Here is a 20,700-nt window from a genome sequence, read left to right as displayed (position 1 = left end):
ACGACCGGCTCAGCGCGTAGCTTGGCGCGTGAACGACACGCTGGGCTTCTTGTAAGCCTGCGGCACTTCGTCGCGGTAGAAGGCGCGGCGGTCCAGGCTGGCGTACGGATCGTGCGCCTTGGCGACGGCTTCGGCCTGGATGGTGGCGCGGTCGGCGGTCGAGGTGAACGCTTGTGCGCCGGCGCTGGCACCTTCGCCGTATTCGTTGCCGGCGCGAGCGGCGGCAGCGGCTTGCGGCGCAACTTCCGCACGCGACACCGACGAGTTCACGGTGTGCACGCCGTCATAGGTTTCTGCTTGCGCACCGGCGGCAGCCAGGAGCGAGAGAGCAGCAGCAGCGAGGATCTTCGAGGCATTCATTTCAATCTCCTTCAATCGGTTGGTTGGTGAGATGAAGTTTGATCCTGAAGGCCTTGAAAAAACCGCGGCAAAAAGAATCGCGGCGTTCACAGGATTGAAACAATCGTGAATTGCTCCAACTTGCTACATGACCGCGACCCTGCGTGCAGCATCAATGCGAAATCATCCACGGCCGCTTCGATGGCGCCGACTTCGCACCGCTCGGCGCGGTCACCGTTGCGCTCCGGCGGGACGACCCCGAGCAGCAGCCGCAACCAGAGGGATGCTTGAAGCGCGCGTAGTCCCGCGAACTGCCGGGCTCGTGCCGCGCGCGCTCGTTGGTTTCCATCGCGCTGCGCGTGCCCGAAGCCATCAGCGCAAGCCGCGGCGCGGCCGAAAGTACACGCGGCGATGCGCCGCCGCAGTCGGGGCACGCGGCCGGTTCGTCGCGCTGGCCCGAAGGCCGCAGCGCGTCGAAACCGCCGCATTGCCCGCAGGCGTAGTCGTAGGTCGGCATGTCTGTGTTTTCTTCAGCGCAGGTCGTGCGACAGCGGCATGTCGATGCTGCCGTCGATCATCTTCACCGGGCCCGAGGCGTTCGGGTTGATGTCGAAGTCGAAGATGCCCGTGGGCAGCCACAGCGTGGCACATGAATTCGGCACGTCGACCACACCGCTGATGTGGCCTTGCACCGGCGCCGTGCCCAGGATCGAATAAGCCTGCGCGCCCGAGTAGCCGAACTTCTTCAGGTACTCGATGGCGTTCAAGCACGCCTGGCGATAGGCCACGTTCACGTCGAGGTAGTGCTGCTTGCCGCTTTCGTCAACGGAGATGCCTTCGAAGATCAGGTAGTCGTTGTACTGCGGCGTGATCGGGCTGGGCTTGAAGATCGGGTTCTTGATACCGTACTTGGCCATGCCGCCCTTGATGAGCGTGACCTTCATGTGCACCCAGCCCGCCATCTCGATGGCGCCGCAGAAGGTGATCTCGCCGTCGCCCTGGCTGAAGTGCAGGTCGCCCACGCTCAGGCCCGCGCCGTCGACGTACACGGGGAAGAACACCTTCGAGCCGCGCGACAGGTCCTTGATGTCGCAGTTGCCGCCGTGCTCGCGCGGCGGCACGGTGCGCGCGCCCTCTGCTGCTGCCTTGGCGCGCGCGTCACCGGTCATCTTGCCCATGTGGGCGGTGCCGGCAAACGGCGGGTTCGCGAGCCCCGGCACGCGGTCCGGGTCTGTGGCGATGAGCTTGCCCTCGCGCTCGTTCCACATGTCCAGCATCGGCTTGTCGGGCAGGCAGCCGATCAGGCCCGGATGGATCAACCCCGCGAAGTTGACGCGCGGAATATGGCGCGAGCTCGTGAACATGCCCTTGAAGTCCCAGATCGATTTCTGCGCTTCGGGAAAGTGATCGGTGAGGAAGCCGCCGCCGTTCTTCTTCGAGAAGAAACCGTTGAAGCCCCACAGGCTGTCCTGCTTGGCGCCGATGTCCAACAGGTCGACCACCAGCAGGTCGCCGGGCTCTGCGCCCTTCACGCCCACCGGGCCCGAGAGGTAGTGCACCGTGCTCAGGTCGATGTCGCGCACATCGTCGGCGCTGTCGTTGTTCTTGATGAAGCCGCCGGTCCAGTCGAAGGTCTCCAGGATGAAGTCGTCGCCCGGGTTGACCCAGCAGGCCATCGGAATGTCCGGGTGCCAACGGTTGTGGATGTTCTCGTTCTCCGTGGGCGACTTGGTCAGGTCGACCTTGATCAGCGTGTCCGTCATTTGCAGTGGCTCCTGGGGTTGTGGTTAGACAGAGAGATAGGCTTTGATGTGATCCACATCGGTCTTGTCGCGCGCGGTCTCGTGCACGAGCCGGCCGCCTTCGATGACGAAGAGCCGGTCGGCCACGTCCATCGCGAAACTGAGCACCTGCTCGGACACGACGATGGTGATGCCGCGCAGCTTGCGGATCTCGTTGAGCGCCTTGGCGATGTCCTTGATGATCGAAGGCTGGATGCCCTCGGTGGGCTCGTCCAGCAGCAGCACCTTGGGGTCCGTGACGAGTGCGCGCGCGATGGCGAGCTGCTGCTGCTGGCCGCCGGAGAGGTTGCCGCCCTTGCGGCGCTTCATGTCCCACAGCACGGGGAAGAGCGCGTAGATCTCTTCGGGAATGCGCCGGGTCTTGGAGTTCTCCAGGCCCGTCTGGATGTTCTCTTCCACCGTGAGCGTCGGAAAGATCATCCGGCCCTGCGGCACGTAGGCGATGCCCTTGGCGACGCGCTTGAAACTTTCGTCGCGCGACACGTCCTGCCCCGCCACCTCGATGCGCCCGCTCTTGATCGGCAGCACGCCCATCAGGCTCTTGAAGAGGGTGGTCTTGCCCATGCCGTTGCGGCCCATGATCGCGACGGTTTCGTTGGCATGGCCCACGAACGAGATGCCGTGCAGTGCCTCGCTCTGGCCGTAGGCGGTGTGCAGGTCGTCGACCTTCAGCATGATGTTGCTCATCTCGATGGCTCCGGGGTGTTGCTTGCTTGGCTTTGTTGTTCAGGGCGGGTGCACAGGCCACCGGGTACTCCCCTCCGCGAATGTCCCCCGGGCTTCGCCCTCCTCCTTGATTTCGCTGCGGGGAGCACCCGATGCCCTGCGCACTTGGGCACGCTCTGGGTGAACGGCCGGTCAACGACTGCACCGGATAACGAGCACGCCGATGGGGCGCCTTGCGCAGCGAAATCAAGGAGGTGCCGAAGGCGGGGGACATTCGCGGAGCAAGGCACCCCGTCGGCGTGATCGCGCCCTGGAAGACGGCGCTTCATTCAATGCCCCAGGTACACGTCGATGACCTTCGGGTCCGCCTGCACCTTCTCCATCGGCCCTTCGGCGAGGATCTTTCCCTGGTGCATCACGGTGACCTTGTGCGCGATCTGCTTGACGAAGGCCATGTCGTGCTCGATGACGATCACCGCGCGGTTCTGGCAGATGCGCTTGAGCAGCTCGGCCGTGAGCTCGCGTTCGCGCGCGCTCATGCCGGCGATGGGTTCGTCCAGCATCAGGAGCTCGGGTTCCTGCATCAGCAGCATGCCGATCTCCAGCCACTGCTTCTGGCCGTGGCTCAGAAGCCCCGCCTCGGTGCGCAGCTTGTCCGCGAGGCCAATGTCTTCGGCCACCGCCTGCACCTTCGACTTGACCTCGTCGTCGCACTTGAACGCGAGCGCGCCGAACACCGAGCGCCCCTTCGGAAAGGACACCTCCAGGTTCTGGAACACGCTCAGGTTTTCGTAGATCGACGGCGTCTGGAACTTGCGCCCGATGCCCAGCCGCACGCGCTTGTGCTCGGCCATCTTCGTGAGCTCGGTGTTCTTGAACTTGATGCTGCCGCCGCTGGCGCGCGTCTTGCCGCAGATCAGGTCGAGCAGCGTGGTCTTGCCGGCGCCGTTCGGGCCGATGATCACGCGCAGTTCGTTCTTGTCGATGTAGAGCGTCAGGTCGTCGATGGCCTTGAAGCCGTCGAAGGAGACGGTGAGGTCTTCCACGGCGAGCGCGAAGTCGGTGTTGCTCATGAGAGATGTGCTCCGGTGTTCTTCAGGCGCGCTGGCTGCCGACACCGTCGGGCAGCTGCGGCTCGGGCATTGTTGTGGGTGCGGCCGGCGTCGATGGCGTCATCGGCATGGCGGGCGGCGGCTGTACTGCGGCCTCGCGCAGCGCCGCGCGGCGGCCCTTCCACCAGGGCCTGATCTTCTCGTCCCACAAGCCCGCGAGACCCATCGGAAACGCCATGGTCACACCGATGAAGAGGCCCGCCATGAGAAAGAGCCACAGGTCTGGAAAGCTCTCCGAGAACAGCGTCTTGCCCGCGTTCACCAGGAGCGCGCCGTACACCGCGCCCACCAGGCTCATGCGCCCGCCGACCGCGCAGAAGATCACCATCTCGATGGACGGCACGATGCCCACGAAGCTCGGCGACATGAACCCCACCTGCAGCGCGAACATCGCGCCGCCGATGCCCGAGAGCCCCGCCGCGAGACAGAAGATGAAGACCTTGAAGTTCGACACGTCGTAGCCCGAAAAGCGCACGCGGTCCTCCTTGTCGCGCATCGCGAGCAGCAGCGTGCCGAGCTTGCTGGTCTGGATGAAGCGGCACAGCAGGATGCTTGCGACCAGCAAAGCCACGCACACGTAGTACAGGATGTACTTGGCCCCGTCGGTGCGCGTGTCCCAACCCAGCATGGTCTTCAGGTCCGTCATGCCGTTGACGCCACCCGTGTACCCCTGCTGCCCGATGATGAGCACCGTGCAGATCAGCGCCACCGCCTGCGTGATGATCGCGAAGTACACCCCGCCCACGCGCCGCTTGAACATCGCGAAGCTAACGAGCCAGGCCAGCGCCATCGGCGCCAGCACCACCAGCGCGAGGCTCAGCGGCAGGCTCTTGAACGGCAGCCACAGCGCGGGCAATTCGGTGATCTGGTTCCAGTCCATGAAGTCCGGGATGCCGGGCGTGGACTGGATCTTGGTGGTGATGGGGTCCGAGGCTTCGAGCTTCAGGAACATCGCCATCGCATAGCCCCCGATGCCGAAGAAAACGCCCTGTCCCAGGCTCAGCACGCCGCCGTAGCCCCACACCATGACGAGCCCCACGGCGACGAAGGCGTAGGTGAGGTACTTGCCCACGAGGTTCAGGCGAAAGATGTCGAGCGACAGCGGCAGCACGACCGCCAGTAGCAGCACCAGCAGCAAGAGGCTCCCGAGCTGGTAGCGCAGGATCGAGGCCTTGATGAAATTCATCGGAACGTTCTCCAGGAAGAAATCGGGTTCATCAACGACGCACCTTGACCGCGAACAATCCCTGCGGCCGCATCATCAGGATCAGCACGATCAGCGAGAGCGTCAGCACCTTGGCCATCGAGCCGGTCATGAAGAACTCCGAGATCGACTGCGTCTGCGCAATGCCGAAGGCCGAGACCACGGTGCCAAGAAGGCTCGCCGCGCCGCCGAAGGTGACGACCAGGAACGCATCGACGATGTAGAGCGAGCCCGAGGTCGGCCCGGTCGAGCCGATGGTGGTGAAGGCCGCGCCCGCCATGCCGGCAATGCCGCAGCCGATGGCGAAGGTCAGGCGGTCGGTCTTCATGGTGTCGATGCCGGTCGCGTTGGCCATCGTTCGGTTGGCCACGGTGGCGCGCACGCGCAGGCCCCAGCGGCTCTTGTGCAGCGCGATGAGCACGCCGGCCGTGACGAGCCCTGTGAGCGCGAGCACGAAGAGGCCGTTGATCGGAATGTCCAGGCCTTCATGCGGCGTCCACGAGCCCATGATCCATTCGGGCAGTGTGGGGCTCACTTCCTTCGGGCCGATGAAGGTGCGAAAGATCTGCTGCAGCCCCAGGCTCACGCCCCAGGTGGCCAGCAGCGTGTCGAGCGGGCGCTTGTAGAGGTGGCGAATCAGCACCCACTCCACGATCCAGCCCACGATGAAGGCGAACACGAACGCCAGGCCGATGGCGATCGGAAAGTAATACGGCATGAACGCGGGCGCCATGCTTTCGGTGACGCGCGCGGCCAGGTAGATCGAGTAGGCGCCGATGGTCATGAACTCGCCGTGCGCCATGTTGATGACGCCCATCTGGCCGAAGATGATCGCCAGGCCCAGGCCCATGAGCAGCAGCACCGCGAAGAGGCTCAGCCCCGCGAAGCCCTGCATGAGGCCGATGTTCATCATGTCCGACAGAGTCATGGCGGAAGTCCCGGAGAGTTGGATGTACCCCCTCTCCCGCACGCGGGAGAGGGTTGGGGTGAGGGCCGGCGGCCTGCTTACTGGTAGCCCTTGGGGAACGGATCGGGCTTGATCAGTTCGGCCGACTCCGCAACCACCTTGAACGTCCCGTCGAGCTGTCCCTGCCCGATGCGCGCCTTGCTCCACAGGTGGTGGTTCGCGTCCAGCTTCACGTAGCCTTCGGGCGCCGTCTTCAGTTCGATGCCCGGCGAACCCGCGACCACCTTGTCGACGTCGAAGCTGCCCGCCTTCTCCACCGCGGCCTTCCACAGCCAGGGGCCGAGGTAGCCCGCCTGCGTCACGTCGCCGATGACCGCGTCCTTGCCGTACTTGGCCTTGAAGGCCGCCACGAACTTCTTGTTGTTCTCGTTGTCCAGCGACTGGAAGTACTTCATCGACGAATAGAAGCCCGCGAAGTTCTCGCCGCCCACGCCGGTCATTTCGTCCTCGGTCACGGCCAGCGTCAAGAGGAACTGCTTGTCGCCGGTGATGCCCGCGGCCTTCAGCTGCTTGTAGAACGCCACGTTCGAGCCGCCCACCACCGCCGCGAAGATGCAGTCGGGCTTGGCCACCTTGATCTTGTTGATCAGCGAGTTGAAGTTGGTGTGGCCCAGCGGGTAGTACTCCTCGCCCTTGACCGAACCCTTCTGGAAGTTCTCGATGTGCTTGCGCGCGATCTTCATCGAGGTGCGCGGCCAGATGTAGTCGGAGCCGACCAGGAAGAAGGTCTTGGCCTTCTTCTCCTTGGCGCCCCAGTCGAGGCCCCAGATGATCTGCTGCGTGGCCTCCTGGCCCGTGTAGATCACGTTCTTGCTCTGCTCCAGGCCTTCGTAGAAGGTGGGGTAGTACAGGAGGCCGTTCTCTTTTTCGAACACCGGCAGCACGGCCTTGCGCGAGGCGCTGGTCCAGCAGCCGAACACCGCGGCGCAGTGGTCGTTGACCAGGAGCTTCTTCGACTTCTCGGCGAAGGTGGGCCAGTCGGAGGCGCCGTCTTCCTTGATGACCTTGATCTTGCGGCCCAGGATGCCGCCCATGGCGTTGATCTGGTCGATGGCCAGCTGCTCGGCCTGGATGGAGCCGGTCTCCGAGATGGCCATCGTGCCGGTGGACGAATGCAGTTGGCCCACCGTGACTTCGGTGTCGGTCACCGCGAGCTTGGTGGTGTTGACCTTGGCGGTGGGGAACTGCGACTGGCCGAAGCTCAGGCCGGAGAGGCCCATCACGGGCAAGGCGGCGGCGCCCTGCAGCAGGCGGCGGCGGCGCAAGGCCAGGGCATCGAGAGAGGGATCGGAATCACGCGGCATCAGGAACTCCAGGCAGGTTGAAAAATGAGGTGGCCGCGCACCATCGCAGTGCATCGGACGGTGCCCCGAGCACCATGGCTGGTACTTTAGAAATCAGTTCCCTTCCCGCGAATACGTCATTCAACGTAGCGGCGCGAACCCGCCCTGCCCGCAGACTCCCGAGCCAGACATCGGTGGTCCGTCGGTGGCAAGCGGCACAGGGAGCGCTTCTTGCTGTACCTGCCCATGCCACCGCCGCCGCCGCGAGAACCCGCCATGACATCCGTCTCCGGACAGAAGATCTTTCGCATCCGCCGCGACTACAACGCCTGGGTCGCGAACGAAACGCTGGAGGACTACGCGCTGCGCTACACGCCGCGCAGCTTTCGCAAGTGGTCGGAGTTCCGGGTGGCCAATGCGGCGTTCGGCGCCACGTCGTTCCTGGCGCTGGAGGCCATCGGCGGGGCGATCGCGCTGAGCTACGGCTTCTCGAACGCGCTGTGGGCCATCCTGGTGGTGGGGCTCATCACCTTCCTCACGGGCCTGCCGATCTCGTACTACGCGGCGCGCCATGGCGTGGACATGGACCTGCTCACCCGCGGCGCGGGCTTCGGCTACCTGGGCTCCACGCTCACCTCGCTGATCTACGCGAGCTTCACCTTCATCTTCTTCGCGCTGGAGGCGGCCATCCTCGCGCTGGCGCTGCAGATGTACCTGGACTGGCCGCTGTGGCTGCTGTACCTGGTGTCGTCGATCGTGATCATTCCGCTGGTGGCGCGCGGCATCACGCTCATCTCGGGGCTGCAGCTGTGGACGCAGCCGATCTGGATCGTGCTTTTCGTCTGCCCCTTCGTCGCGGTGCTGGTGAAAAAGCCCGAGCTCTACGCCGACTTCACGGGCCTGGTGGGCCGCACCTCCGACAGCAGCGGCTTCGATCCGCTGATGTTCGGCGCGGCCGCCACGGTGGCCTTCTCGCTCGTGGTGCAGATCGGCGAGCAGGTCGACTACCTGCGCTTCCTGCCCGAGAAGACCGCCGCCAACCGCGGCCGCTGGTGGACCGCGGTGCTGGTCGCGGGGCCGGGCTGGATCGTGCCCGGCATGCTCAAGATGATGGGCGGCGCCTTCCTCGCGTTCCTCGCGCTGCAGCACGAGATACCGGCCGCGCATGCGATCGAGCCGACGCAGATGTACCTCACGGGCTTTGCGTACGTGCTGCGCGATCCGGCGTGGATTCTGGGTGTGACGGTGCTCTTCGTGGTCGTCTCGCAGATGAAGATCAACCTCACCAACGCCTATGCGGGCTCGCTGGCGTGGTCGAACTTCTTCGCGCGGCTCACGCACAGCCACCCGGGGCGCGTGGTGTGGCTGGTGTTCAACGTGGTCATCGCGATCCTGCTGATGGCGCTGGGCGTGTTCGCCGCGCTGGAGCACGTGCTGGGCTTCTACAGCAACATCGCCATCGCCTGGGTCGGCGCGCTGGTGGCCGACCTGGTCATCAACAAGCCGCTGGGCTGGAGCCCGAAGACCATCGAATTCAAGCGCGCGCACCTGTACGACATCAACCCCGTGGGCCTCGTCGCGATGCTGGTGGCCGCGGCGCTCGCGATGCTCGCGTACTCGGGCGCGCTGGGCCAGTGGGCGAAGGCCTTCTCGCCCTTCATCGCGCTGGCCACAGCCATGGCCGTTTCCCCGCTGCTCGCCTGGCAGACGCGCGGCCGCTACTACCTCGCGCGCACCGACATCGACCGCTGGGCGCCGGGCCAGAGCGTGAAGTGCTCGGTGTGCGACAACAGCTTCGAGTCCGAGGACATGGCGCACTGCCCCGCCTACAGCGCGCCGATCTGTTCGCTTTGCTGCACGCTCGAATCGCGCTGCCACGACCGCTGCAAGACCGACTCGCGCGCGGCCGAGCAGATGAGCGGCTGGCTGCAGGCGCTGCTGCCGCCGGCGCTGTCGGCGCGGCTTAATTTCCGCGTGGCGCACTACCTGCTGATCGCCACCTCGCTGATCGCGCTGCTGGCCACGGTGGTCGGCGTGGTCTATGCGCAGGAGGCCATCGCGGGCACCAGCGACCCGACGCTCGCCACCGCCTTCCTCAAGGTGTTCGCGCTGCTCTCGGTGGTGGCCGCGGTGGCCGCGTGGTGGGTGGTGCTGGGCAGCGAGAGCCGGCAGATGGCGCAGGAGGAATCGAACCGCCACAACAACCTGCTGGCCCTGGAGATCGAGGCCCACCGCCGCACCGACGCCGCGCTGCAGACCGCCAAGGAAGCCGCCGAGGCCGCCAACCAGGCCAAGACGCGCTACGTCGCGGGCATGACGCACGAGCTGCGCACGCCGCTCAACAGCATCCTGGGCTATTCGCAGATCCTGCTCAAGGGCGATGCCGCCGCGCCGCCGCGCGAGGCCGTGCAGACCATCCACCGCAGCGGCGAGCACATGCTCGGGCTCATCGACGGCCTGCTCGACCTGGCGCGCATCGAGGCCGGGCGCCTGCAGCTGGAGCCGGCGCCGCTCGCACTGCCGGCCTTTCTCGACCAGCTGGTGCACATGGTGCGGCCGCAGGCCGAGAGCAAGGGCCTGGCCTTCGCCTGCACGCACGCGGGGCAACTGCCGGCCTGGGTGCATGCCGATGCCAAGTGGCTGCGGCAGATCCTCATCAACCTGCTGACGAACGCGGTGCGCTTCACCGACAGCGGCACCGTCACGCTGCATGTCGATGCGCGGCGCGAGGTGCTGCGCTTCGACGTGGTGGACACCGGCATCGGCGTCGCGCCGCAGGACCACCTGCGCATCTTCGAGCCCTTCGAGCGCGGGGCCGCGGGACGCCGGCGCGGCGAGCCGGGCACGGGGCTGGGCTTGACGATCACCGCCCTGCTCACCTCGCTGATGGGCGGCGAACTGGTGATGGCCCACACCTCGCCCGCGGGCAGCACCTTCAGCGTACGCGTGTACCTGCGCGAAGTGGCCGACCCCGGCCCGCAGGCCAAGGGTGGTGCCCTGCGGCAGCCGGTGTCGGGCTACATCGGCGCGCGCCGCACGCTGCTCGTGGTGGACGACCAGCCCGTGCAGCGGCAGATGCTCGCCGGCATGCTCATGCCGCTGGGCTTCGAGATCCGCGAGGCCGCCAGCGGCACCGAGTGCCTGGACAGCCTGCGCGAAGAGCTGCCCTCGGCGATCCTGCTGGACCTCACGATGGACGACATGGATGGCTGGCAGACCGCCACCTCGGTGCGCGCCTCGGGCTTCGAAAGCATTCCGATCATCATCGTCTCGGCCAACATGTTCGAGAACCAGGCCGAGCGCCTGCGCGCCGCGGGCTGCCAGGCCTTCGTCGGCAAGCCCGTGATCGAGTCGGTGCTCATCGCCACGCTGGAGCGGCACCTGGGCCTGGAATGGCTGACGGCCGCCGACGCGATGCCGCCCGCGAGCGACGAAGAAAGCGCGCCGCGCCCGCCGCGGCTCGTGCTCTCGGAAGACGACCGCGCCGAGCTCATGCGCCTCGTGCAGATGGGCCACGTGCGCGGCCTGCAGACGGCGCTCGACCGGCTGGCCGCCGCATCGCCCGCGGCGGCCGCGACCTGCACGTGGCTGCGCGGCATGGTCACGCGCTTCGACCTGGACAACCTCCGCAACGCACTGGCAGAAGATGCAGACACTCCTCTCGGTCCCGTCCTTTCGTCCTGAATCCGAACGCCCCGTGGTGCTGGTGGTGGACGACGCCCCCAGCAGCCTGGGCATGCTGTGCGACACGCTGGAGGCCAGCGGCTACACCGTGCTCGTGGCGGCCGACGGCGAGGCCGCGCTGCAGCGGCTCGAACTGGTGGTGCCCGATGCGATCTTGCTCGACGGCCTGATGCCGGGCCTCTCGGGCTTCGAAACCTGCCGGCGCATCAAGGCCAACCCGGCGCTCGCGCACATTCCGGTGCTGTTCATGACGGGCCTCTCGGAAACCGCGCACGTGGTCGAAGGCTTCGAGTGCGGCGGCGTCGACTACGTGGTCAAGCCGATTCGCGCGCAAGAGGTGCTCGCGCGCCTGCACACGCATGCGCGCAATGCCCGCATCACCCGCATGGCGCGCGATGCGGTCGACGTGGCCGGCATGGGCGTGGTGTTCGTCGACACGCACGGGCGCATCGCGTGGCGCTCGCCGCAGGCGGCGCTGTGGCTGCATGCGCTCGAAGACCCGGTGTCGCCGGGGCTGTTGCCGCAGTCGCTCGAGGCGGCGCTCGTGGCGGGCGCGGCGATCGCCGTCGGCACGGCGACGGGCATGCGGCTGTCGGTGCGCAACCTGGGCGCGGCGGCGCTCGGCGAGACGATGCTCCTGTTCGCGATGCAGCGCGATGGCGCCGGGGGCGCCGCGGGTGCTTCTTCGGCGCGGCTGGCCGAGGCGGCCCTCACGCCGCGCGAGACCGAGGTGCTGTCGTGGCTCGCCAAGGGCAAGACCAATCGCGACATCGGCGAGATCCTGGGCACCAGCCCGCGCACGGTGAACAAGCACCTGGAACACATCTTCGAGAAGCTGGGCGTGGAGACGCGCGCGGCTGCGGCCGCGCTGGCGAGCGGACAACTGGCCTGAGGGGGGTAGGTACCCACCCCCCGGGTTTTCCGGTCATTGAATACGCAAGCATTGGTCTGCAGAATGACCGCATCACCGGAGATCAAGATGCTCTCGAAACTGCTCCCGTTCTCTTCCCCCGAAAGCGCCTACCGGCACAAGTTCCTGAACAACCAGGACGAGAACCTGTTCATGGGATCGTTCGAGAGCTTCGCCGCGGCCGAGGCCGGCGCGCCCGCCTCCAAGGCCGTGGGCTACGACCACGCCGAGGCCGCCAGCCTCTACAGCCCGCAGATCTATTTCTACGACTACCCGGGCCTGTTCTGGCTGGGCCGCTCGATCGACGCGGGCCTGGCGCGCATCTTCGATCTCGGCGGCCACATCGGCATCAAGTACTACGCGTTCCGTCGCGTGCTGAGCTACCCCGCGGACCTGCGATGGACCGTGTGCGACGTGCCCAGCGTGGTCGAAAGCGGCCGCGCGCTGGCCGTGCAGCGCGAGGCCACCGAGCAGCTCGCCTTCACCACCGACTACCGCGACGCCAGCGGTTGCGACGTGCTGTACGCCTCGGGCAGCCTGCAGTACCTGCCGGTGCGCATCGACGAGATCCTGTCGTCGCTGGCGGCCAAGCCGCGGCGCATCGTGCTGAACACGACGGCCGTGCACCCCGAGCGCACGCTCTTCACGCTCAACAGCATCGGCGTGGCGGTGTGCCCCTACCGCATCGAGCACTACGACGAACTGCTGGCCATGCTCACCCGCTCGGGCTACCGCAAACGCGACGCCTGGCGCAACGAGGGCAAGCCGATCGAGGTGCCCTTTGTCGACGGCGGCGACAAGACCTACTACGCGGGCGGGTGCTTCGACCTGATCTGAAGCGCGTCCGGCAACCGGACGCTGCGCGCCTCAGACCGCGAACAGCGCATCCAGGTTCGCGAACGACTTCATCTCGATCGCGTTGCCCGAGGGGTCGAGAAAGAACATCGTCGCCTGCTCGCCCGGCTCGCCCTTGAAGCGGATGTAGGGCTCGATCACGAACTTCGTCTGGCGGGCCACGAGCTTGTCGGCCATGGCCTGCCACTTTTCCATTGGAAGAATCGCGCCGAAGTGCCGCACGGGCACGTCGTGGCCGTCCACCGCGCTCAAGGCCTTGTGGCCGCATTCGTCGGGCGCGAGGTGGGCCACGATCTGGTGGCCGTAGAAATCGAAATCGACCCACTGGGGTGCGCTGCGGCCCTCGGGGCATCCGAGCAGTTCGCCGTAGAACGCGCGGGCTTCGGCGATGTCGCGCACGGGGAATGCGAGATGGAACGGGATGCGTGTTTGTTGGTTGCTCATGGGCGTCGTCGTGGTGTTGAGGGAGTCTGGCCTGCCCGGACTCTAAGCAATTGGCTGCATCACCGAAAACGATATATTTCTTCTCTGAGCACCAATAATTTCGTTGGATTCCATGATCGACGAACTCAAGACCTTCATCACCGTCTGCCGCCACGGCACCTTCGCCGCGGCGGGCGAGCGCATCGGCCTCACGCAATCGGCGGTCAGCAGCCAGATCAAGCGGCTCGAGGAAAGCCTGGGCTTCGCGCTCTTCGATCGCACCGGACGCTCCGCCACGCTGAACGCGGCGGGAGAAACGACGCTCGCACGCGCGGAAGAAATCTGCACGCTCTACGCCAGGCTCGGCGACCTGCCCGACGACGCCACCAACCGCGGGCTGCTGCGCATCGGCGCCATCGCCTCGGCGCAGCCGACGCTGGTCGCGCGGGCGCTCGCGCGGCTACGCCAGAGCCTGCCGCTGCTGCGCGTGCACGTCTCGCCGGGCGTATCGATGCGGCTCATGGACGACCTTGACGCGGGCAGCATCGATGCAGCGGTGATGATCCGGCCGCCCTTCGGCCTTCTTCCCGACCTGGCGTGGCGGCCGCTGGTGCAGGAGCCGTATGTGCTGATCGTGCCGGCCGATGTGGCTGGAAAGAACTGGCGCACGCTGCTGCAGGAACAGCCGTTCCTTCGCTACGACCGCGCCTCGTTCGGCGGTCGCATGGTCGAGCGGTTCCTGCGGCGCGAAGGGCTGCAGGTCAGCGACTCCATCGAGGTGGACGAGATATCCGGCCTCATCCACATGGCGGCCAAGGGACTGGGCGTGGGCCTCGTCCCGCTGGTCGAAGCCCATCTGCCGCTGCCACCGGGCGTGCGGACGCTGTCGCTCGGCGCGCACACGTTCCACCGCGAGGTCGGGCTGCTGCAGCGCAAGCCGCGCGCCAGTCCGCCCGTGGTCGCGCAACTGGCGCTGTGCCTGCAGGAAGCGGTTCGAAGCTCACGCACGGGGCGGCCGAAGAAAGCTTGATCGCATCCGAAAGGAAACATCATCCGGAACGCCGCGCCGGTTGCAGCCCCGTCGAGAGGAGCGCGCCGCGCGTCAGCGACCCCACGCGGTGGCCCGATGGGCCGGCGCAGTCACTGCCTGAGTTCTTCGCAGCGGCCGGCCTCGCACTTCACCAGAAGCGCATAGCCGTCCGTGCAGGCGACGGTGTAGGTCTCCACGCCCGCGCCCTTGCCGACCAGCGACGCGCGCGGATCGGTGGTGCAGCGCTGTGCCCTGGCCAGTCGTTCGGCATCCATCGCGTTCTGGCCCACCGGTTGCAGCTCGGCCTGTGGCGATACGGGTATCGCTAGGGCCACCGGTGCCGGTTCCGCGGCCGGTGCAGCCGGAACGATGGGCCTCTCGATGCGCCGGTACTCGGCCATGGCAAGGCGACCGCGCGCGGGCACTTCGCCGATCCACTGGGCGGGCCGCGCGAAGTTCAGGTTCTGCGCGCTGCCGCCGATCGCGGCGGTGGTGATGCCGATCAGCCGCGCCTGGTCGTCGAAAAGTCCGCCGCCGCTGGAGCCGGGAGAGATCGGCGCGGTGGCCTGGATGTACTCCACCTCACCCGCGGCATTGCGCCGCAGCGCGGAAACCAGGCCGTCGCTCAGGGTCTGCTCCAGCCCGCGCGGTGCGCCGATCGCATAGGCCTTCTGCCCCACCTGCAAGGCGGCCGTGGGCACGACGGCCGGCGCCGTCGTGGACGACGGCAGGCCGTCCGCCTTGAGCTGGCAGAGGTCGCGCTCCGGGTCCGGAAACTCGAGGCTCGCGGGCAGCTCTTCGCGCTCGCGCCGCAGCGTGACCGACACGGCCCTGCGAAGCACATGGCAGTTGGTGACGAGGCGGCCGGGGCCCACGACAACGGCGCTGCCGCTGCCGAGCGCACGCCCCTGGTCGTCGCGCGGCACCACGACCCACACGGCCGGCGAGACCTTCCGGAAGATCTCCTCGGGCGTCAGCGCGCTCGCAAGGCTTGGCCACAGGGTGCAGAAAGCCGCGGCCGCAGCCAGGCGTGTCGTTGTTGTTTTCATTGGAGGTTCCGCGAGAAAGATGAACGCCCTGCCCGGCTACTTCGGCAGCAGCCCACTGAGATCCCTCATCTCGACGCGCCCTGCGCCGCCGCCCGACCACGGCACCGAGGCGGGCTGCACTTCGGTCACCGGATCGGGAAAGGTCACCGCGCGCCGGACGATTTCTTCCGCGGTCAGCGCGCCGCTTCGGCCCTGGCTGGTGACGAAGGGCTTGAGCGCGTCCATCACCGCGCTCGCGCGCAGCGAGTAGCGCGCACCGGGCTCGGTCGAGGTCTTGAACATCAGGATCGTGGCCTTGCTGGTCCAGGTGGTGATGGTTCCGCCACCGCCGGGCACGTAGATGTAGGTCGGCGCCCGGTAGCCGCCGCTGCCGCCCCCGCCGCCGCCCTTGAGCTCGATCCACTCGGGCGCATCCGCCTCGTCTTGCGCCAGGCGAAAGTCCGCCTGGTCATCGGGTGCGGAGGCGCTGGCCTTGGGCAGCGCGATGAAGTAGGCGTAGCCCTTTTGCACCGTCAGGTCCGCGCACCGGTAGAGCCAGTAGTTCCACACGGCCTCCTTGGAGGTGTTGCCGTTGCCCGAGAACTCGACGATGTAGCTGTTGTCGGTGAGGCGCGTGTCGGTGTAGCCGCCGGTGGCCCCCTTGGGCTGGTACACCGTGGTGCAAGCGGCCAGGAGACTGGCGGCCGCGACGGCTGCGAGTGCAGCCATGGTCCTGAGGGAGATTCGTGCGTGCAGCTTCATCGTCTTCTTCTTGTTCAAGTGGGAAACCAACACGACGATACAAACATCGACGTGAAAGCACAACGACAGCTTCGGTCCGCCTCCGACCGGTGCAACGGAAACTCCGGCCGCCGTTGCAAAACCGCCGAAACCCGTCACACGGCATCCCCGCCCCGCCCGCGTCGGTAGTAACCCCAAAATCGATGAAGGCGGATTGACAGCCCCGGCCTCTACGATGGCAACGACGAGCAGCGGCCACGCTGCCACCCGCCCCTTTTTCCAGGAGACACCGTGAAGACCCTTTCCCTTCTCACCCGCCGCGCCGCACTCCCCCTCGTCGCGGCCCTCGCGCTCGCCGGCTGCGGCAGCTTCGGCAACGACACCAAGCCGGCCGCGGGCGACGACATCCACGTCATGACCTCGGGCGGCTTCACCGCCGCGTACAACGACCTGCGCCCCGCGTTCGAACGCAGCAGCGGCCGCACGGTGAAGACGGCCTACGGCGCCTCGATGGGCAACGCGCAGGACTCGATCCCGAGCCGGCTCGCACGCAACGAGCCCGCCGACGTGGTGATCCTCGCGCGCCCGGCGCTGGACGACCTCGTCGCGAAGGGCAAGGTGGTGCCGGGCAGCCAGGTCGATCTCGTGCGCTCGGCCATCGGCTTCGCGGTGCGCAAGGGCGCGCCGAGGCCCGACATCGGCACCGTCGAGGCACTCAAGCGCACGTTGATCGCGGCGCCGTCGATCGCCTACTCGGCGAGCGCGAGCGGCACCTACTATGAGACCGAGTTGCTCAAGAAGCTCGGCATCGAGGACCGGGTTTTGCCCAAGAGCAAGCGCATCCTGAGCGAGCGCGTGGGCACCGTCGTCGCGCGCGGCGATGCGGCGCTGGGCCTGCAGCAGGTGAGCGAGCTGTTGCCGGTCGCGGGCATCGACTACATCGGCCCGCTGCCCGCCGAGGTGCAGCAGAACACGGTGTTCTCGGCCGGCATCGCGACCGCATCGAAGCAGCCCGATGCGGCGCGGCAGCTGATCCGCTATCTCAACTCGCCGGCCGCCGCGCCCACCATCACCAAGACCGGGCTGGAGCCGCTGACGGCGCGTTGAGGCGAGGCGCCGACAGCCCCAGCTCAGCTTGAGGCCTCAGGGCGACTCGATCAGCGCCTTCACCCGCCGCGCGAGCACGTCCATCTCGAAGGGCTTGGTCATCACGTGCATGCCGCGGTCCAGGTGGCCGTGGCTCAAGACCGCGTTCTCGGCATAGCCGGTGATGAAGAGCACCTTGAGCCCCGGTCGCGCGGTGCGTGCCGCATCGGCCACCTGCCGCCCGTTCATGCCGCCGGGCAGGCCCACGTCGCTCACCAGCAGATCGATGCGCTGGCGCGACTGCAGGATGCGCAGCGCGCCCGCGCCGTCGCCGGCCTCCAGCGTGGCGTAGCCCAGGCTGCGCATCACCTCCACGATGATCATGCGCAGCGCGGGCTCGTCGTCCACCACCAGCACCGTGTCGCCCTGGTCGGCGCGCGGCGCGAGCGTGGCCTCGGCCGGTTCGCTCGCGGCTTCTTCCTGCTCGTCGTGGCGCGGCAGGTACAGGCTCACCGAGGTGCCGTTGCCCGGCTCCGAATAGATGCGCACCTGCCCGCCCGACTGCTTGGCGAAGCCGTAGATCATCGACAGGCCCAGGCCCGTGCCCATGCCGATCGGCTTGGTGGTGAAGAAGGGGTCGAAGGCGCGCGCCACCACCTCGGGTGTCATGCCCACGCCGTTGTCGCTCACGGTGAGCGACACGTACTGGCCCATGGGCATGTCGCGTTCGCTCGCGGTGCGCGCATCGACCCAGCGGTTGGCGGTCTCGATCACCAGCTTGCCGCCCTCGGGCATCGCGTCGCGCGCGTTGATGCACAGGTTCAACAGCGCGTTCTCCAGCTGGCTCGGGTCGGCATGCACGTTCCACAGCCCCAGGGCCGCAACCACCTCCAGCGCGATCTGCGGGCCCAGCGTGCGGCGCAGCAGCTCTTCCATGTCGGCGACCAGCCGGTTGGCGTTCAGCGGCTTGGGCTCCAGCGTCTGGCGCCGCGAGAACGCGAGCAGCCGGTGCGTGAGCGCGGCCGCGCGCTTGACCGCGCCCTGCGCCACGCCGATGTAGCGCTCCAGGTCGGCCGGCTGGCCGTCGATGGCGCGCCGGCGCATCAGCTCCAGGCTGCCGCTGATGGCCGCCAGGAGGTTGTTGAAGTCGTGCGCCAGGCCGCCGGTGAGCTGGCCCACGGCTTCGAGCTTCTGGCTCTGGCGCAGTTGCTCCCGCGCGGCCTCCAGCTCGGCGGCGCGCTCTTCCACCTGCCGCTCCAGCGATTCGGCAAAGGCCTGCAACTCGATCTGCGCCTCGCGCCGCGCGATGGCCGAGCGCACGCGGTCGCCGGTCTCGCGCACGAAGTCGAGCTCGTCGCGCGTCCATTCGCGCGCCTGCCCGTGGTTCAGGTACAGCAGCCCGACCAGGCCGCCGCGCTCGGTGAGCGGCATGTTGACCACCGCGCGCGCGGTGATGGCGTCCAGCGCATCGGCGGTGTCGCGGGTGCGCGGATCGGTGCGCGCATCGGCGAAGGCCACCGTCACACCGCGCAGCAGGTCCTCGATGTAGGAGCCGTAGTCGCGAAAGTGCAGCACGCCCGCCAGGCTCGCGACGCCGGGCGCGGTCCAGTCGCGGTCGATCGAGATCGTCTCGGCCGCCTTGTCCACCAGGCCGTACCCCGCGCGGTCCACGCGCAGGCGCTCGCCCAGCATCGCCGAGGCCACGTAGGCGATTTCCGCCGGCTCGTCGATGTCGCGGATGCGGTCGCCCAACTCCATCAGCGCGAGCCGGCGCGACTCGGCTTCGCGGAAGGTCTCGTTGGCCACCTGCAGCTGGAACTGCGCCACGCGCTTGGCGCGGCGGTCGGCGGCTTCCGTCAGCGCGCGCTCCAGCACCACCGGCAGGCGCGCCAGGCGCCCCTTGCTCACGTAGTCGGTCGCGCCGCGCTTCAAGAGCTCGACCGCGTTGTCCTCGCCGATGACGCCCGAGACGAAGATGAAGGGCGTCTCGGGCGCCAGGCGCCGCGCGATCTCCAGCGCCTCTTCGCCCGAGAAGCCCGGCAGCTCGTAGTCCGAGAGGATGAGCGCATGGCGCCGCTCGCCCAGCGCCGCGACGAAGCCGCGCTCGTCGCGCACCACATGCGTTCGCGCACCGGGCAGCGCCGCGGAGAGCGCCTCGCCCAGCAGTTCGACGTCGAAGCGCGAGTCTTCCAGGATCAGGACCTCGACCGCGCCGGGCGTTGCGGCATCCATGACCGCGATGCCGCCCACGCCATCCGCGCCATCCGCGCCATCCATGGCGCCCATGGCGGCAGCGGCACCCGCGGCCGCGGCGACCGCCGCGTCCTTCCCGTCCGGCACGCGCTCGACGCCCGGGCTATTCATGTCTGCGCGTCGCCTTCAGCGAACCGGGCGGCGGCTCGTTGAGCACCGCCCAGAAGACCCCGAGTTCGGCGATGGCCGAGACGAACTGGTCGAACGCCACCGGCTTCACCACATACGCGTTCACGCCCAGCTCGTAGCTGCGCAGCACGTCCGACTCTTCCTGCGAGGAGGTGAGCATCACCACCGGAATGCTGCGCAGCCCGGCGTCCGCGCGCACCGCCTGCAGCACCTCCAGGCCGGTCACCTTGGGCAGCTTCAGGTCCAGCAGGATCACGGCGGGGTTGCCCTCGGCGCGCGCGGCGTATTCGCCCTCGCGCCGCAGGTAGTCCAGCGCCTGTGCCCCGTCGCGCAGCACGATCACGTCGTTCGCCAGCTGGCTGCGCTCCAGCGCGATGAGGGTGAGTTCCAGGTCTCGCTTGTCGTCTTCGACGAGCAGGATCGGCTTAAGCATGTCCTTCTCCGTTGTCTGGCGGCGTGCCCGCCGCGTTGTCGTTGCTGTTGTTGTTACCGGTTCCCCGGTTGGGCAGGATGAAGCCGAAGGTCGCGCCCTCGCCCATCGCTCCCTTCGCCCAGACCGTGCCGCCATGGCGCTCCACGATCCGCTTCACGTTGGCCAGGCCGATGCCCGTGCCCTCGAATTCCTCGGCCTGGTGCAGCCGCTGGAACACGCCGAACAGCTTGTCGACGTACTTCATCTGGAAGCCCACGCCGTTGTCCTGCACCTCCAGGCCAATGCCCAGGTCATTGCGAACGGCACGCACCGCGATGCGCTGCGGATCGCGCGTGCGCGAGTACTTCACCGCATTGGCCAGCAGGTTGCGCACCGCCACCTGCAAGAGCAGCGGGTCGGCGTAGAGCACGGGCAGGCCGGCATCGACCTGCCATTCGATGCGGCGCGCCGGCTCCAGCCGCACCAGCTCGCGCACGAGCCCCTCGACCAGCGAATCGGTATCGACCATGCGCTGCTTGAGCGCGGCGCGGCCCATGCGCGAGAAGTCCAGCAGCGCATCGACCATCTGCCCGGCGAACGCGGCCGCGTCCTTCACGTGGCCCAGGTACCGGTGCGCGCGTTCGCTCAGCTGCTTGCCCTCGGTCTGCGCGACCAGGTCGACGTAGCCCGCGATATGGCGCATCGGCGCGCGCAGGTCGTGCGACACGGTGTACGAGAAGGCTTCGAGCTCCTTGTTCACGCGGCCCAGTTCGGTG

At 67.6% G+C, this 20,700-nt stretch carries 19 protein-coding genes; 5 read left to right on the top strand and 14 right to left on the bottom strand.

Features of this window, described 5'->3' with window-relative positions; translation table 11 throughout:
* Positions 1 to 9 precede the first annotated feature (9 nt).
* From JC881_RS30850 to urtA, 8 genes are all read right to left on the bottom strand, one after another.
* Positions 10 to 360 (bottom strand): alpha/beta hydrolase, encoded by a 351-nt coding sequence (locus tag JC881_RS30850; RefSeq protein WP_198789580.1) that lies wholly within the window; start codon positions 358 to 360, stop codon positions 10 to 12.
* A gap of 151 nt (positions 361 to 511) precedes the next feature.
* Positions 512 to 856: an FmdB family zinc ribbon protein gene (locus JC881_RS30845; RefSeq protein WP_198789579.1), complete on the bottom strand. Its 345-nt coding sequence runs from the start codon at positions 854 to 856 to the stop codon at positions 512 to 514.
* Between the two features lie 13 nt (positions 857 to 869).
* Positions 870 to 2,102, bottom strand: a complete 1,233-nt coding sequence (gene fmdA / locus JC881_RS30840; protein WP_198789578.1) for a formamidase — start codon at positions 2,100 to 2,102, stop codon at positions 870 to 872.
* A gap of 24 nt (positions 2,103 to 2,126) precedes the next feature.
* On the bottom strand, positions 2,127 to 2,816 hold the full coding sequence (gene urtE / locus JC881_RS30835) for an urea ABC transporter ATP-binding subunit UrtE (protein WP_198789606.1): 690 nt from the start codon (positions 2,814 to 2,816) through the stop codon (positions 2,127 to 2,129).
* 320 nt (positions 2,817 to 3,136) lie between these two features.
* Entirely contained in the window at positions 3,137 to 3,880 is a 744-nt protein-coding gene (gene urtD / locus JC881_RS30830; RefSeq protein WP_198789577.1) for an urea ABC transporter ATP-binding protein UrtD, read from the bottom strand.
* 22 nt (positions 3,881 to 3,902) lie between these two features.
* Positions 3,903 to 5,105, bottom strand: a complete 1,203-nt coding sequence (urtC, locus tag JC881_RS30825; protein ID WP_198789576.1) for an urea ABC transporter permease subunit UrtC — start codon at positions 5,103 to 5,105, stop codon at positions 3,903 to 3,905.
* Positions 5,106 to 5,136: 31 nt separating this feature from the next.
* Positions 5,137 to 6,051 (bottom strand): urea ABC transporter permease subunit UrtB, encoded by a 915-nt coding sequence (gene urtB, locus JC881_RS30820; protein ID WP_198789575.1) that lies wholly within the window; start codon positions 6,049 to 6,051, stop codon positions 5,137 to 5,139.
* A 77-nt stretch (positions 6,052 to 6,128) separates the two neighbouring features.
* On the bottom strand, positions 6,129 to 7,394 hold the full coding sequence (gene urtA / locus JC881_RS30815) for an urea ABC transporter substrate-binding protein (RefSeq protein WP_198789574.1): 1,266 nt from the start codon (positions 7,392 to 7,394) through the stop codon (positions 6,129 to 6,131).
* 255 nt (positions 7,395 to 7,649) lie between these two features.
* Between urtA and JC881_RS30810 the strand changes: the two genes are divergently transcribed.
* The 3 genes from JC881_RS30810 (at position 7,650) to JC881_RS30800 (ending at position 12,804) form a co-directional block, all read left to right on the top strand.
* Complete coding sequence (locus JC881_RS30810) at positions 7,650 to 11,057, top strand: hybrid sensor histidine kinase/response regulator (protein WP_198789573.1); 3,408 nt, start codon at positions 7,650 to 7,652, stop codon at positions 11,055 to 11,057.
* Positions 11,020 to 11,949, top strand: coding sequence for a response regulator (locus JC881_RS30805; protein ID WP_198789572.1), 930 nt, complete (start codon positions 11,020 to 11,022; stop codon positions 11,947 to 11,949). The genes JC881_RS30810 and JC881_RS30805 overlap by 38 nt, the downstream gene beginning before the upstream one ends.
* Before the next feature lie 63 nt (positions 11,950 to 12,012).
* On the top strand, positions 12,013 to 12,804 hold the full coding sequence (locus JC881_RS30800; RefSeq protein ID WP_233102139.1) for a TIGR04325 family methyltransferase: 792 nt from the start codon (positions 12,013 to 12,015) through the stop codon (positions 12,802 to 12,804).
* Positions 12,805 to 12,834: 30 nt separating this feature from the next.
* On the opposite strand, the gene JC881_RS30795 is transcribed toward JC881_RS30800, so the two are convergent.
* Positions 12,835 to 13,266 (bottom strand): VOC family protein, encoded by a 432-nt coding sequence (locus JC881_RS30795; protein WP_198789571.1) that lies wholly within the window; start codon positions 13,264 to 13,266, stop codon positions 12,835 to 12,837.
* A 112-nt stretch (positions 13,267 to 13,378) separates the two neighbouring features.
* On the opposite strand from JC881_RS30795, the gene JC881_RS30790 reads away from it, so the two are divergent.
* A complete protein-coding gene (locus tag JC881_RS30790) occupies positions 13,379 to 14,275 on the top strand; it encodes a LysR family transcriptional regulator (protein ID WP_198789570.1) in 897 nt (298 codons plus the stop codon).
* A gap of 110 nt (positions 14,276 to 14,385) precedes the next feature.
* Here the strand turns inward: JC881_RS30790 and JC881_RS30785 are convergent, their stop codons facing one another.
* Complete coding sequence (locus JC881_RS30785) at positions 14,386 to 15,324, bottom strand: S1C family serine protease (RefSeq protein ID WP_198789569.1); 939 nt, start codon at positions 15,322 to 15,324, stop codon at positions 14,386 to 14,388.
* Positions 15,325 to 15,360: 36 nt separating this feature from the next.
* Complete coding sequence (locus JC881_RS30780; protein WP_198789568.1) at positions 15,361 to 16,032, bottom strand: CC0125/CC1285 family lipoprotein; 672 nt, start codon at positions 16,030 to 16,032, stop codon at positions 15,361 to 15,363.
* A gap of 303 nt (positions 16,033 to 16,335) precedes the next feature.
* On the opposite strand from JC881_RS30780, the gene JC881_RS30775 reads away from it, so the two are divergent.
* Positions 16,336 to 17,151, top strand: coding sequence for a substrate-binding domain-containing protein (locus tag JC881_RS30775; protein WP_198789567.1), 816 nt, complete (start codon positions 16,336 to 16,338; stop codon positions 17,149 to 17,151).
* 36 nt (positions 17,152 to 17,187) lie between these two features.
* On the opposite strand, the gene JC881_RS30770 is transcribed toward JC881_RS30775, so the two are convergent.
* From JC881_RS30770 to JC881_RS30760, 3 genes are all read right to left on the bottom strand, one after another.
* The gene (locus tag JC881_RS30770; RefSeq protein ID WP_233102138.1) at positions 17,188 to 19,494 is read right to left on the bottom strand and encodes a response regulator; all 2,307 of its coding nucleotides are present in this window, start codon (positions 19,492 to 19,494) and stop codon (positions 17,188 to 17,190) included.
* Positions 19,487 to 19,945, bottom strand: a complete 459-nt coding sequence (locus tag JC881_RS30765; protein WP_198789566.1) for a response regulator — start codon at positions 19,943 to 19,945, stop codon at positions 19,487 to 19,489. Before JC881_RS30765 ends, JC881_RS30770 begins: the two co-directional genes overlap by 8 nt.
* The coding region (locus tag JC881_RS30760; RefSeq protein ID WP_233102137.1) for a sensor histidine kinase at positions 19,938 to 20,700 on the bottom strand (763 nt) is incomplete at its 5' end. The genes JC881_RS30765 and JC881_RS30760, both read right to left, overlap by 8 nt.

This window comes from Variovorax sp. IB41, from assembly GCF_016405905.1.
In the GTDB taxonomy this organism is placed as follows: Bacteria; Pseudomonadota; Gammaproteobacteria; order Burkholderiales; family Burkholderiaceae_C; genus Variovorax.
The sequence above is the reverse complement of the archived record's forward strand: the minus strand, read 5'-3'. Positions and strand labels throughout refer to the sequence as shown.